Below are 13,377 nucleotides of genomic sequence, written 5' to 3'. Positions count from 1 at the left end.
TCACTCGCGTAATGGAGTTTTGCTGTCATGCGCCTGGTCCAGCTTTCTCGTCATAACATCGCGTTCCCTTCGCCGGAGGGAGCGCTGCGTGAGCCCAACGGGCTGCTGGCCCTTGGCGGTGACCTTAGCCCTGCGCGGCTATTAATGGCGTACCAGCGCGGCATTTTCCCGTGGTTTTCTCCGGGCGACCCGATTTTATGGTGGTCTCCCGACCCGCGCGCCGTGCTGTGGCCAGCGCAGTTTCACGTAAGCCGCAGCATGAAGCGATTCCATGCAAAATCCCCGTACCGCGTAACGCTGAATCACGCCTTTGGACAGGTGATCGAAGGCTGTGCCGAAGATCGCCATGAAGGGACGTGGATCACCCGCGATATCGTCAACGCCTATCATCAGCTCCATGAGCTTGGCTACGCCCACTCCATTGAGGTTTGGGAAAACGGAGAACTGGTTGGCGGCATGTACGGCGTGGCGCAAGGGACGCTATTTTGCGGCGAGTCGATGTTCTCCCGTGCGGTCAACGCCTCGAAAACCGCGCTGCTGGTCTTCTGCCAGGCCTTTGCCCAACGCGGCGGGCGTCTGATCGATTGTCAGGTGCTCAATGAGCACACCGCCTCCCTCGGTGCCGTTGACATCCCGCGACGACAGTATATCGAGCATCTGGACGCCTGCCGTCAGGAGAAGCTCCCGCGCGACTTCTGGATCCCCAGAACGCTCTTTATGCCCAATGCCTAAATGTTTTCCGCATATTTTTTGTGAGGGTGTTATAATTATGCCGCAGAGTAGCTTCTGCCTGTTGCCCCGCCGCCGTTTGGGACCTTCGCTTCAGATAACGTCCTGACGTTTATCCTGTTGTATCCCCTTTACGAATGCGCTTTCCGTTCGGTTGTACCGTGACGCTTGGGCAATGCGCCGAAACTGTTTTGCTGCGTTTTAAACGCGCAATTCTTTACTTAATTGATGAATTTCGGCATTATCTTGCCGGTTCAAAACTTGGTAGTGATACCCCAGAGGATTAGATGGCCAAAGAAGACAATATTGAAATGCAGGGTACCGTACTTGATACGTTGCCTAATACCATGTTTCGCGTAGAGCTGGAAAACGGTCACGTGGTAACTGCGCACATCTCCGGTAAAATGCGCAAAAACTACATCCGCATTTTGACGGGCGACAAAGTGACTGTTGAACTGACCCCGTACGACCTGAGCAAAGGCCGCATTGTCTTCCGTAGTCGCTAATTGTTTTCGCCTGTAATGGCAGATGAATATTAAATAAGGCCGGGATATTCCCGGCCTTATTTTTTTGTGGCGCAGTCGATAATTTGAACAATTATTTGACGGTCCGTTTGAGCATCGTGGCTGTCTGTTCGACAGTGTAGGAAGTAAGGGGTGTGAGGCCTTATTTTCTATTTTGCTGAGCTACGTGTGCGGCAGTGCACTTCATCCTGTGGTGATGGTTGTCCATTTCCCTTTTCTAAGCTGCCTGTACGGCAGTGCACTGGAATAATATCCACGCAATCATGATTTTCATACAAAAAAAGCTAAAAACCTTTCTCTCACCCTCTTTTTCACCCACTCAATATTTTCATTTAAAATCAACCAATTACAAGAAGGATGAAAATTAGGGTCAAAACACCTTTCTTCTCATAAATCACCCAGTACAAAAAACACCCATTCCACACATCCTGACAAATGACTATACTTAACCACGACAAATGACATTAATAGGGAGATAACATGAGAACCTGGATCCCCGCGCAGAAACCTGCTGATAACGCACTTTGGCGCTACGCCGGTTTACCTGCAAACAGAGGTATGCGGCTGATTGAATTTCTCAATCAGGGATTGCCCGTCAGCGTCCTCGACAATATCCATGAGTGGACGGCCATGTCGAAAGCGGACATTTTGCGCGTCACCGGGATTAATGAGCGTAACGTGGCTCGCCGTAAAAGCGCGGGACGGACGCTGACACCGGATGAGAGCGAACGCGTGGCCCGTTTCGTTCGGGTGCTGGATGCTGCCGTCGATTATTTCGGCAGTAAAGAAGAGGCATGGAACTGGCTGCAGGCGCCGGTACGCGGGCTTGGCAATGTTGCGCCTGTCGACCTGATCGCTACGGAAACCGGTGCGCTGGAAGTCACCGACCTGATTGGTCGACTCGAACACGGAGTGTTTGCATGATTTTTTATCGGCTGGTAACGGGGCGCTATGCCAGCGAAGCGTGGAGTGGAAGCGGCGCAAATCAGTACGGCGGTCGCTGGAACCATAAAGGACATCCCGCCGTATATGTGTCCACGTCCATCTCGCTGGCATCACTTGAGATTTTGGTGCACGTCAGAAAAGATACCGTATTGAATCAGTACCAGCTTTTCAGCATTGATATCCCGGACGACCAGATTGATTACCTGGATAAAGCATGGCTCCCCGAGGACTGGCAGGAAAATCCGGCACCGGTATCGACGATGGATCTGGGAACCGGGTGGTTGCAGGCTAACAGCGCCCTCGCCCTCATCCTGCCTTCCTGCATCATTCCTTATGAAAACAATGCCATCCTTAACCCCTTACATCCGGCATTCCATTCGGCGCTCAGTTCTGTTCAGCAACTGCCCTTTATTTTTGATACCCGCCTTGCAGAAAAAACCGCACCCTGAACGCTGATGCGGCCGTGTTTTCTCAGAACCAGGGAACTGTCGCTGTCGCGCTCAGCCCGTAGGTTGAAAAGCATCCATCCACGGGAGCGGGAAGCAACTCACCATGACGAATAAAAAGTTTGAAAGACTGAGCTGTAGAGAGGCTACGTAAATTAAGCCAGGGCAAATCAGTCCGCGCTTCTTCCATTTTTAATAGGCGCTGCTGCGCCTCTGCCTCAGTGATCCACCCTTTTTTTACCGAACGGCGCATAAGCCGCTGCGCGCTGCTTTTCACCTGCACACGGGACACGCATCGCCATTGCTTTACCTCTGGCACGGGTTGTATCGCCGTGCACAGACAGTAATCGCTTAGTCCCCTTCGCCATGCCAGCGAGTCGAGCTCGCTTAACGCCGGGTGAGTACCGTGCAGGCGTAACACCGCGCCGGGCTTTATGCCGTGCGCAGGGAAACTAACACCAATATCCCCCTTCCCCCGCTGGCCCAGCGCACGATGCAGTTTAGCCACCAGCGCGGCCATCAGCATCTCCTCGCTGAACTCCGGGTCGGGCAGGACGCGGATCTCAAGATAGTGATCCATAACCACTCCTTACTCGCCCTTCTCACCGAAGACGCCGCCACGGATCAGTACGGCCATCACATAATGCTGCTGCTCAACCTCGGGTTTCTGCCCTTTCGTCACCCAGTTATCGAGAAGCGTGTAGAAGTCCATTTTCTCTTTCGGCTGACGACAAGCCACACCGCGGCTGGTGACAGAGCCATACGGTTCAACGGCTATCGCGCCCAGCTCATCCACTTTTGGATGCCAGGTATCGATAGTCCGAATCGCATTACCAATTTTCTGCGAGTGCATACCGGCAACATCATCCACTTGATACAACAGACGACTCTTGCTGCTGTTGCTGTCCAGGACCAGCTCCTGGGACGGGAAAATTTCCTGTCCGGCACCAAGAAGCACCTGCGCTTCGACGTTCAGGAGAACAAATCCTTCGCCGCTAAGCCCTTTTTCGATTTCCCGCGCAAGCGTATCGAGCTGCTCATCGCTCGCGGAAAAATCACGCAGCGCATAACGATACGCATCAAACGTCCATGTTTTACTGCCCGTCACGTTCACGACAATTTTTTCAGCGCCGACGCGGTTACGCCATAAGAAGCGGCCGTTCGCCAGATTGGTTGCGTAGCGGCGCGCCAGTTCGGCAAAACCGTGTTCGCTGATATAACCTTCGATAACCTGCTGAAGTTCATCCTGATACGCGCGATCATTACATACGGAAGGTGTAGACAAATTGCCCAGCACGCGCAGGGTAAATTTCACCTGCAGGGTGTCTGAGTCTGCGGGCAGAGCGGCCACGTCCACCCGCTGGAGGTTGGCTTTCTGGATCTCAGCATCCAGTTTCGCCGGATCGTTAGTGAGCGCGTTTTTAAGGCGGTTGGAAATGGTTCCGCGCACCGCTTTTTCCTGGATGCGGATCGGTTGCCAGGTTTCTCCTTCCCAGCTTCCTGAATACATCACCGCATCCGAGGTCGCCAGTTTACGTTCAAATGCCAGTACAGATGCCGTTTTAACGGCAGTTGGAGCCTTTGCCATAGATAAGTCCTTTTTAAATGAGATGTTCAGATGTCGCCGGCGCACCCGCGCCCTGACAGTAGTAGCTTGTTTCTGTCGTGTGATAACGCCAGAAAATATCGTCTAATGACCGAATCCGGTGCAGACCGCACCATTCGCCCACGCCATACGCAGCTTCGGTAAACGCGAAGGGCGTTTCTGCATCGCGCGCGTTTGCTACGACGCCGGGCGCGTAGAGTTCAGAGATACGCTGGTAGCCGATCATCAACGGCACCAGATAACCGGGGTTAGGTTTGGGGACGTAATGCCAGTCTGCCGGATCGCCTTCACGGATATTGCCGTCTTCCGGTGTTTCGGCCTGCATTTTCAATGCAGCGAAATCGAGCCAGGCATCAAGCAGCGTGGCATCAGGCTTGTTTTCAAGAAGCGCTTGATGATGTTCGCCCAGCCAACTGCTGCGATCGCGCAGGGCAAAGCCGGGCATCAGTTGCCACTGCAACCGACACATATCCCGACTGCTGGACGGCATCGCCATGACGGTAACAGCCTCAATATCAACAATGATACCGCCCGCCAATCTAAGCGTTGGGCACAGCTGCATGAGGTGCTCCGCCAGATCGCGCTGCCCGTATTCGCCGTTAGGGATTTCCCCGCGACACTCCAGCAGCAATGAAACGGTCATATGCATGCGCCCCTCTTCATTAAAGGAGGCCGTTTTCGCTTCACGGGTAAGAGGATTGCGGGTCAGCGCAAACTGATAGTCACGACCAGAAGAATGGGCATGGATCTGCTGCTCGTGGCTGACAACGGCACAGCCATCAATGCGTAGCCCATGCGTTTCGGTCAGACGGCGAGACAGCGCATGAGAGAATCCCAGAAAATGAGTAATCGCGGGAAAACCATACGTCAGCCCGGCTATCGCGTTGGCGTTTTCGACGCTGATACGGCGAAGCAGGATCAGTGAGCTCATTTAAGTGCCTCCTGGATAATTTTTTCCATCACGCGGAGGTGAGTACGTAAACGTTCGCGGGTTTCCCATTCATGTTTTTCTACAGCACCTAAATCCGGCATCGACTTGCGCAGACGGGCGTTCAGCCACAGGGCAAAATCTTCGGCCACAGCGTCCTGCCAGTCATCTTTTTCTCGTTCAAGACGGAAGGCTTCGTCCGTTTTTGTGCGCCAGGGATCGAGCCAGAGCTGTTGATGGCGTTTCAGATCGGGGCTGTTAAGTGTCCAGTTCTGCGTAGGTTCACGCTGAAGTTCAGATGCGATCTCGAACAGCAGATCGATAATCATATTGATGTAGCCATCGCGGGCTTCACGGATACGAAAATTGGTGTAATCTCCCGTTTTTGTTAGTAACGAGACAAGTAGCTGAATGTGACTCCTTGCACGACGGTCAAATTGCCCACCCGAAGCGAAAACGGAACGTAAACCCGCAGGCGGCTTGTCTGCCCTTTTCCACTGCGGTGGCTGGCAGGATAGTAGCCAGCTACGCCCGCCCCGCACGCTGTTCAGATAGGAAATATTTTGCGGTTTGGTGCCACCGAAGTGTATTTCCGCAGAATCCGGGAATAACGTCAGCGCAGAAGGATGCCAGGTTTTCTCACGACGCGCTTTCCAGATGGCTTTAACCTCATCACCAAAACGAAAGGCGATCATTTTCTGGTGCATGTCGTGAACAAGCGAGGTGGAAAATAACGGGCTTAAGAGATGGTAACCTTCTCCTGCCGGAAAATACCCCTGTTTCGCCAGCCTGTGGGAAGCGGGTTCGCCGGGCGTAAACGCGCGGGAAAATCCCGCTATCCATTCACTCAGTTGATTGGCATCTTCGGTAAAAGCGGCCAGCGCAGCGTGCTCGCCACGTTTCAGACTGGCGAGTAGAGAATCGCCATCTTCTACCCGCATTTGCAGCAGTTTCGCGACGTCCAGCGCAGCTGCGTTACCCACCGCATCCGGTTCCAGACCTGACAAGGCAGCGGTGCTGAGATACCCTTCCTGTGCCACTACCTCGCTGTACATACTGCTACTTTTTGAATCCCCGTGGGTGAACTTCGCCGCGTGGGTCACAAGGTTAATTTGTCCGGCTCGCTTCGCTGCATCCGTCAGCCATGCTTTCGGCTCATAGCGAAGCTCCAGTTCCCGGCGTTCTGCCGCGAGCGTTGCGCTAACTGTATCGCTGCGCTTTGCGGCCTCTTTATCAAATGCTTCCAGCTTTGTTTGTCGTCGTCCGGCGATGTACTCAGCGATGAAAGCGCTTAGTGCTTCAACTGACATACTGTCTCCTGGTTTTTTATAGAAATTCCCTGAACACACCCAACACCGGGTGATACAGCCATTGCTCTGCTTCCTCCTCCCTGGTCACTCTCAATGTAATTTCGCCATACCGTCGCGACACCGCGTTCAGCTCCATTTGCTTCGTTTCGGCCAGCGCCTGTAATACCTCGGCATAATCAATTGCAATCCACGGCTCTACGCCGTCGGCCATGGACAACGCCTGTTCGCAAAATCCTCCCGCAGGTTTTAACACCCCGTTTTCCTGCATCAGGCAAAACTCAGGTTCATCGCCTTCCTCTTCCATACTCAAAAAGAACGTTTCCTGCGGTGAAGCGCGGCGAAACGGCGTCCGCCGCTGCAATTCACCGTTCCACGTCAACGGCAGTCGCCACCACGACGCGGCTACCGCATCGGACTTGTCTTCTCCGTCCAGCAGAGCAGCGCGCAACCGTGCATGCTCCAGCGCCGCCAGCGCATTGCCGGGCAGATTTTCAACGATGCGCGGGATCGCATTCAGCGTGCGGTAGCCTTCTTCGCTGAGCAGTTCATGGAGGTTGTGGTGAGGCAGAAGATGATGTTCGGTTTCAAAACCGGGTCGGCAGTAGGCCACCGTTTCCCCGCGAAGCGCGCGAACGTTGCGTTCCAGAATCACCAGATTTTCGCGCTCAGGAACGATCTGACGATGGCGCTGAATACGGCCAGCGAACTGGATCAGCGAGCGCATAGAGCTGGGCTCGATAATTCCCCAGTCGGCATCAAAATCGCGCCCGACTTCGAGAACGGATGTTCCGAGCACGACAAAAAGATGGTGCTGTTCCGGTGACGTCAGCGCCTGCTTAACGTCAGGCAACTGCCAGACCCGCTCCGGCTCGTGCCGCGTGAACGCGGCATCAAGTCGTTTTTCAATCGCCGCACGCACCGCCAGCGGGTGCTGGCTGTGGTACACGCAATAATGAATGCGGTAATTGTCCGGAGAAGGTAAGGCCATCAGCGCCCGCGCGACGGCAACCAGCGGATTGATATTCGCCATCCGCACCAGACCAAAGGATACGGTTTTGCCACTTTTATGCGTGCTGTGATGCTCGCCATGCAGCGCGATCGTTTGCTGATACAGAGTCTGCGCTAACGCAGAGACAACATCTGCATTGCGGGAAGCGTGCGGCTCCACGGCGGCAAGTTTACCCAGACGAAGCCGGGGCTGGTCTGGCAGACGTTTGATCCGCTGCCTGACAAAATCGCCAATTCGCGTCGTCAGCCACGTCCTGCGACTGCGCGCCATACTCATCAAACCAGGCGCAACAAATACTCGACGGTCTGTCCGACTGACCGCACGCGGCCTGCCAGGCTTTGCGCCCTTCCCGATAGGCTTCAAACAGCGCTTCGGTTAATGCAGGGGGCAGCGTTGCAGAGGAGAGCAGCACGCGAGAGCCGAGCATCCCCGCCCAGTTAACCAGCCGACAAAGGGCGTGCAAATCATCAACGTCAAAATCATCAGGCTCATCAAGCACCAGATCGCTGGTCATCAGGCGCAGCATGGCGGGGATCTGCCTGCCGCCGCGCACGCCTTCCGTGGCAGGCATCAGATGATCGATAGTTGTCACCAGGACCGGAGCACTGACCAGGCGGTTGAGCGCCGGTTCTTTCGCCAGCCACTGCTGTACGATCCCGCTGCTGGTCGCCCCTTCGTAATGCACATAATGATGGCTGGCGAAGAACGCTTCATCGCTGGCGCTGCTGGTATCTTCAGCATCATTACCCTGATACAGCTCCTTTACTGCTGCAGCACCGGTCACGACGGCCAGCGCGTCGTCATCAAGCCCCAGGCGCGACTGCAGAGCCTGACCCGTTTGCAGCGTCAGCGTGCGCAACCCCAGCGCCACGCTGAAACGACATCCCGCCTGCTCATCTGCCAGCGCGTACATAATTCGGGCATTGGCGAAGGTTTTACCACATCCGGTCGAGGCCATATTGATGCCGAAGAAGCCCTGCTCGGCACTCTTCTCGCGCAGGGACGACGCCACGTTCCACGCCTCGTTTTGCCAGTGAAAGCGCTTTTCTTTCGCCCTTTCCCTAAACGTTTTATGCCGGGCGATGGCGGGTAACGAACGGCGCAACACGGGAAGAGAACGCCCCATCAATAGCGCCTGATGCGCCACGCCGACATTGTGCTCATCCAGCTTTTGCTTGAGCTGCCGGGACTGGCGGTCGCTATTAGCCCACGCCTGAAAGGCATCATCCTGCCATCCGGCATACGCGGGTTGAGAGGAGTAAACGTGATCGGCCAGCATCAGCGCCAGGCGAGCGAGATGTAGAGTGAAGAGATTATTCAGCGATCCCGCATGAAGCAGCGCGGGAAGATTTCGGATGCGTTTACCAATCTGCAGGGCCTTCTCGCGCCAGGTTTGGCTTTTTAGCGGCGTACCGTGGGGGAATTTCCAGACATTTTTAAAATCACGCTCTTTCCATGGATGTTTTTCGGTGGATTTATGATTAAGCGAGTTCCAGTCCGCGTTCAGCTGTTTCTCAATCCAGCCTTCACTGTACAGTAATGAGGTTTTTGCCGGGTGCGGTTGAGGTAAACGGTGGTGCGATAGCATTAGCCACGCCACTACCCTCGCCATAGGAGGTAATTTTTCAAGTGGGCTATTGCTCCACTCTGCCCTGTCCATCTTCAGCGCTTTCAGCATGGCCTTTTCGTCAGCGGCTTTTAGCTGAGTGAGGGATGTCAGCCACTGCTCATCGGTTTGCTCACCTACAAACGCCTCGAACAGACGAACCGAGATCCACTCATGGCGATACGGCTGACAAAGGTGCTGACTTTCCCCCTTAAGCGTCTGCTGAAAGCACATCCCTGCTTTACCAAAATCATGAAACAGCCCGGCAATCGCCGCCAGCAGGGCGATATTTTCCGCACTTTGCCAGCGATGTTCGCTGTCATTGCGGATAATTTGCAGCGTTGTGCGATTTGTTGGCACGCGCCCCTGCGCGTTAAAACGACGCAAGTTGCCCACTATCCACAGCAGTTCGGTTTGACCGTTTTTTTTCAGCCAGTGGCAGGCCACGGCGGTGTTACGACGTGCCGTTTTACGCAGCAGCTTGCGCAGCGTGATGGCACCTTCCATCGTAATTGTCGTCTGCCATGCCGCATCACCCGTACGCTCTGCGAACTGATCGATAATCTGACAGCTTTGCTCACACGCACGTTTGGTACACCGAGAGATAATCAGCACATTCATTTTGCGACGCCCGCCAGCGAGTGCGAGGTTTCCTGCAAGGTAGTAATCATTACGTCCAGCGCATCAGCCTGTTGAAACGCGTTGATGCAGCGCTGACGAAACTGTTGATTATCCTCACCCTCCATCGCCGCAATAAATGCCTGCGGCATAACGAGGGCGTCTTTGATTAAATCGGCAATATCAAAAACCAGCCCTCCGCGTCGGGTTTTGCCGTGCATGACAGCCAGACCATGAGGAATGCCCGTCACCCAGGCCGCGACAGCCGCCAGCCCGTAGGCGAGATAGTTGCCCTGATCGAGAAAACGGTTCGCTATATCCGCCCCGCCGCCCCGTTTGGCGCGCGTAAAGCTGCCGTAGCCCACCGTCTGGCTGGCCAGTTTGTAGAGCGATTTTGTGAGCTGTGCTTCCTGGAGCATCAGCGACGTGTGGTCCTGTGCGTTTTCCATGCCCTCTTTCGCACGCGCCAGAATAGTATTCAGCGCATCCCGTTCGGGCTGAAAAGACGTTTCCCGCTGCATCCGCAGCCCTGCCCACTGTTTTTCGATTTGCTGTAAACGGATAAACTGAAACTGCTTTGCCGCCTGCAGACGTTTTTCTTCATCAAACCAGAATGAGACCCAGTTTTGTAAATATTCGGTCGGGCGGTATTCGCTTTGCGGGCTGAGCCATGAGACATCGATATCCACCTCGTTCGCGGAATAAAGCGGCGTGCCGTCCGTTCCGCAAAACCCGACCATTACCCCTGCCCGGGCAAACTCTCGCATTGCCATTTGCGTAACGGATGTTCCCATTCCCAGCATCACCGCTGTGGTATTGGCGATGGGAATATTCCAGTAAAACGACTCTTTTCCTTCCTGAGTGACATATTCAACGCGGCCCCCATTTACCTGGATGCGACATTTCTCCAGGTAATAAATGTTGGCGCGCTTTGAATGCAGAATGGTTTTTAAGTCGGTAGGGGTGATGCTGTTTGTAGGCATAGCAAGGGCTTTTATTTCAAAGTGTTGTATGCATTGCATGTTATCGGAGACAAGATGAAAAAAAATGTGACGGGTATCAAATGAATACTAATTACAGTTATAATTGAGATAAAAATAACTCTACCTACTTCAATCATTATTTTCACCAATGATATATACGTAATAATATAATTCACCCGTGAATATTTACGTGTATACGTTTGAAAAAAAGCGAGAGCTTGAATACTTCCACTTATAAAATTGACATAACGAATATTTACTATAAAGAGGGGGACTGCCTGTACGGCAGTAAACGTTTTATTGCGGAAAAATTCGCAGTCGAGTTTTTCTAAACTGCCTGTACAGCAGTTAAGCAGGAAGAACGTCGCTCATCTTAATGTCAGGAAATAAATTACGCAACTTCTCTTCCCTGCCAGGTTCAGAAAGGTGTCATTGATACAGACGCTTAAAAAAGCGCCTGTAAGCATAACAAGAGTCAGGGGGTCTCACCATAAATTTCATTGGCTTTTTCACTTGGCCACTTCTGGAGCGGGCTACACGAATATGTCTGAGGACCAAGGGCAAGGCTATAAGAAACCTCATCCTTATCATTTTTTGAGCTCCCCCAGACTATATCAATTTCGTTATCTTCGCGGGCAACAAAACTCTTTGACAGGTTATCATATTTGGTGGGAATGAATTTCGCATAATTCATCTCCTCGGAAGATTGCTCGGATGAGAGAAATAAATCCAGATTATGTGTTTGTTTATTCTTCAGGCCAATCAAAGTAGAGTGATTTGCAAGCATAATAACTTCCACATCGATATTTTTCCCACAAACCTGATGACTTTCGGCTTTAAGTTCCCCCATGAGAGGTATTACAACCGCATTACTGGCTAATGGAAGAAAAAGAATTGTTGTCATAATAACCCATTGGAATTTCATATACTTCTCCTTGTTTTTGACGGGGAAAGAATAACTCAAAGGTATTTTATTTCCAGGTTAAAAATGCCAAGTCCCCATACAGGGTCAACATAATGAAGAGGTGACGTTTAGCTCAGCATTAAAACGGGCATTCGCCTGGTAGACTCGGTTATGATTGCCGATGGTTTTTATTCTGCCTGTGCGGCAGTGAACTACTCACTCCTTCACTTTGATTCCAGCGGCGCTTTCTAAGCTGCCTGTACGGCAGTGAACGTGTTTGACGCCTGCCGCGCCGCCATGCTTCATTTCTAAGCTGCCTGTACGGTAGTGAACTTTCATCAGGTCTGATCATGTTCACTGATATCTTTCTAAGCTGCCTGTACGGCAGTGAACGATCCGCTTTGCCCGCAAAAACGGCGCGCAATTTTCTAAGCTGCCTGTACGGCAGTGAACGGCAAACTCGGCTTTATTGCCGCCGAAGTTAATTTCTAAGCTGCCTGTACGGCAGTGAACGCGATAAACGTTCTTCAATGTAATCGGTAGCTTTTCTAAGCTGCCTGTACGGCAGTGAACCGTGATCAATTCTTTTTTAATCATTGCGGTTATTTCTAAGCTGCCTGTACGGCAGTGAACGATATGCAGCTTGATCGCCTTGAGGTTGAAGTTTTCTAAGCTGCCTGTACGGCAGTGAACACGCTGTGACGTGCTCATGCGGCTTGCTTGACTTTCTAAGCTGCCTGTACGGCAGTGAACGGAGCGAGCAGAAAAGGCGGCTGAGGCGTCAGTTTCTAAGCTGCCTGTACGGCAGTGAACACTGTCACCGGATGGATTCAGGGCAAGCGCGATTTCTAAGCTGCCTGTACGGCAGTGAACGGTAATGCCTCAGCAATCTTGCCCGTGGTTGTTTTCTAAGCTGCCTGTACGGCAGTGAACTGAAAGGAAACAACGCCATCTTATTGTTAGCAAACAAAATAATCAACTTTTACGCATAAAACCCTTTTTTCTGGAACAGAAATTCTCACCATATAAATCAATATGTTACGTAAGCATCAGAAAAAAGGGTTTAAACCAATAGCGTCAGAGGAACTCCCCCGACGCCTCAGATTGCACTCAGGAAATAATGTGAATTACCTTTCTGCACGTTGAGGTGCAACGACATCAGCAGCCATCGAATGCGTAATGTCATGAAGGAGCCCCGTCAGGTGCGGCAACATATCGCGGTCAAAATGCGACACCAGCAGTACGTGGTTTAACGCCCGGCAGTAGTCGCATTTCGTTTCTGTATCTTCCAGCAACCACTCTTTTTGTCGCGGTTGTTCCGCTTCGTCCTCAAATTCCACCACCTGAAAATCACGCATTGATTCAGTGAGGCCGGATTTCACCTCTTCCAGGTAAGCTCCGAGACAACGGCAAACGGGCTGCGTTTGCGGGAGTGATTTGCAGTCGAGGAGGATTTCGGTGAGCAGTTTGCAGCGCTCGGCAAGGGTTGGGAGATCGGGGTCGAGGGAGAGTTCGCTGTAGAGTTGAGAGATAGACTGGTTTTCCATATTCATAATTTCCATATTAGATGCTGAAAACTACCACCAGAAACGCCAACTTCGGGTGGCAGACTGAACCGGTTTGGCGTACCGACCATATGGAAAATCGGCGCTTCAAAAGAAGCCCCGGTTCAGCCCACCATATTTGAAGGTACGGATTATACCGCAGCTAAAAAAAGAGTGAACGAAACCAGTGACGTTGCTGCGAGCAACATCTTTCCATATGTGTGC

General features: G+C 52.6%; 11 protein-coding genes, 1 pseudogene and 1 CRISPR repeat array. Of the genes and pseudogenes, 4 read left to right on the top strand and 8 right to left on the bottom strand.

Translation table 11 applies throughout. The features are described 5' to 3' along the window. Positions 1-27: 27 nt before the first annotated feature. The 4 genes from aat to ACR42C_RS07820 all read left to right on the top strand — a co-directional run bounded on the left by aat (position 28) and on the right by ACR42C_RS07820 (position 2,647). Complete coding sequence (aat, locus tag ACR42C_RS07835; RefSeq protein WP_163328571.1) at positions 28-732, top strand: leucyl/phenylalanyl-tRNA--protein transferase; 705 nt, start codon at positions 28-30, stop codon at positions 730-732. Positions 733-1,016: 284 nt separating this feature from the next. Next, positions 1,017-1,235 (top strand): translation initiation factor IF-1, encoded by a 219-nt coding sequence (gene infA / locus ACR42C_RS07830; protein ID WP_002211347.1) that lies wholly within the window; start codon positions 1,017-1,019, stop codon positions 1,233-1,235. A gap of 498 nt (positions 1,236-1,733) precedes the next feature. Beyond that, on the top strand, positions 1,734-2,177 hold the full coding sequence (parS, locus tag ACR42C_RS07825) for a type II RES/Xre toxin-antitoxin system antitoxin (RefSeq protein WP_023337017.1): 444 nt from the start codon (positions 1,734-1,736) through the stop codon (positions 2,175-2,177). Beyond that, positions 2,174-2,647, top strand: coding sequence for an RES family NAD+ phosphorylase (locus ACR42C_RS07820; protein ID WP_233002279.1), 474 nt, complete (start codon positions 2,174-2,176; stop codon positions 2,645-2,647). Before parS ends, ACR42C_RS07820 begins: the two co-directional genes overlap by 4 nt. A 22-nt stretch (positions 2,648-2,669) precedes the next feature. Here the strand turns inward: ACR42C_RS07820 and cas6f are convergent, their stop codons facing one another. The 8 genes and pseudogenes from cas6f to ACR42C_RS07780 form a co-directional block, all read right to left on the bottom strand. Next, positions 2,670-3,224, bottom strand: a complete 555-nt coding sequence (cas6f, locus tag ACR42C_RS07815) for a type I-F CRISPR-associated endoribonuclease Cas6/Csy4 (protein ID WP_316380038.1) — start codon at positions 3,222-3,224, stop codon at positions 2,670-2,672. A 9-nt stretch (positions 3,225-3,233) separates the two neighbouring features. Next, entirely contained in the window at positions 3,234-4,232 is a 999-nt protein-coding gene (csy3, locus tag ACR42C_RS07810; protein WP_479984978.1) for a type I-F CRISPR-associated protein Csy3, read from the bottom strand. A 13-nt stretch (positions 4,233-4,245) separates the two neighbouring features. After that, complete coding sequence (gene csy2, locus ACR42C_RS07805; RefSeq protein ID WP_479984977.1) at positions 4,246-5,181, bottom strand: type I-F CRISPR-associated protein Csy2; 936 nt, start codon at positions 5,179-5,181, stop codon at positions 4,246-4,248. Further along, positions 5,178-6,488, bottom strand: coding sequence for a type I-F CRISPR-associated protein Csy1 (csy1, locus tag ACR42C_RS07800; protein ID WP_479984976.1), 1,311 nt, complete (start codon positions 6,486-6,488; stop codon positions 5,178-5,180). The genes csy2 and csy1 overlap by 4 nt, the downstream gene beginning before the upstream one ends. A gap of 16 nt (positions 6,489-6,504) precedes the next feature. Further along, a pseudogene (gene cas3f, locus ACR42C_RS07795) lies at positions 6,505-9,724 on the bottom strand (type I-F CRISPR-associated helicase Cas3f). Further along, on the bottom strand, positions 9,721-10,704 hold the full coding sequence (gene cas1f / locus ACR42C_RS07790) for a type I-F CRISPR-associated endonuclease Cas1f (protein ID WP_479984975.1): 984 nt from the start codon (positions 10,702-10,704) through the stop codon (positions 9,721-9,723). The pseudogene cas3f and the gene cas1f overlap by 4 nt, the downstream one beginning before the upstream one ends. 475 nt (positions 10,705-11,179) lie before the next feature. Then, complete coding sequence (locus ACR42C_RS07785; protein WP_479984974.1) at positions 11,180-11,629, bottom strand: hypothetical protein; 450 nt, start codon at positions 11,627-11,629, stop codon at positions 11,180-11,182. Positions 11,630-11,793: 164 nt separating this feature from the next. Continuing rightward, a CRISPR array of direct repeats spans positions 11,794-12,541; the repeat unit is 28 nt; unit sequence TTTCTAAGCTGCCTGTACGGCAGTGAAC. Between the two features lie 194 nt (positions 12,542-12,735). Beyond that, positions 12,736-13,170 (bottom strand): hypothetical protein, encoded by a 435-nt coding sequence (locus ACR42C_RS07780; protein ID WP_407065509.1) that lies wholly within the window; start codon positions 13,168-13,170, stop codon positions 12,736-12,738. Positions 13,171-13,377: the final 207 nt, after the last annotated feature.

The organism is Enterobacter sp. MG-EB028 (assembly GCF_056673305.1).
The sequence above is the reverse complement of the archived record's forward strand: the minus strand, read 5'-3'. Positions and strand labels throughout refer to the sequence as shown.

What these genes read in the sequence shown, in the direction of transcription:
- aat (WP_163328571.1), top strand. Translation starts at nt 28, where the DNA reads ATGCGCCTGGTCCAGCTTTCTCGTCATAACATCGCGTTCCCTTCGCCG.
- infA (WP_002211347.1), top strand. Translation starts at nt 1,017, where the DNA reads ATGGCCAAAGAAGACAATATTGAAATGCAGGGTACCGTACTTGATACG.
- parS (WP_023337017.1), top strand. Translation starts at nt 1,734, where the DNA reads ATGAGAACCTGGATCCCCGCGCAGAAACCTGCTGATAACGCACTTTGG.
- ACR42C_RS07820 (WP_233002279.1), top strand. Translation starts at nt 2,174, where the DNA reads ATGATTTTTTATCGGCTGGTAACGGGGCGCTATGCCAGCGAAGCGTGG.
- cas6f (WP_316380038.1), bottom strand. Translation starts at nt 3,224, where the DNA reads ATGGATCACTATCTTGAGATCCGCGTCCTGCCCGACCCGGAGTTCAGC.
- csy3 (WP_479984978.1), bottom strand. Translation starts at nt 4,232, where the DNA reads ATGGCAAAGGCTCCAACTGCCGTTAAAACGGCATCTGTACTGGCATTT.
- csy2 (WP_479984977.1), bottom strand. Translation starts at nt 5,181, where the DNA reads ATGAGCTCACTGATCCTGCTTCGCCGTATCAGCGTCGAAAACGCCAAC.
- csy1 (WP_479984976.1), bottom strand. Translation starts at nt 6,488, where the DNA reads ATGTCAGTTGAAGCACTAAGCGCTTTCATCGCTGAGTACATCGCCGGA.
- cas1f (WP_479984975.1), bottom strand. Translation starts at nt 10,704, where the DNA reads ATGCCTACAAACAGCATCACCCCTACCGACTTAAAAACCATTCTGCAT.
- ACR42C_RS07785 (WP_479984974.1), bottom strand. Translation starts at nt 11,629, where the DNA reads ATGAAATTCCAATGGGTTATTATGACAACAATTCTTTTTCTTCCATTA.
- ACR42C_RS07780 (WP_407065509.1), bottom strand. Translation starts at nt 13,170, where the DNA reads ATGGAAATTATGAATATGGAAAACCAGTCTATCTCTCAACTCTACAGC.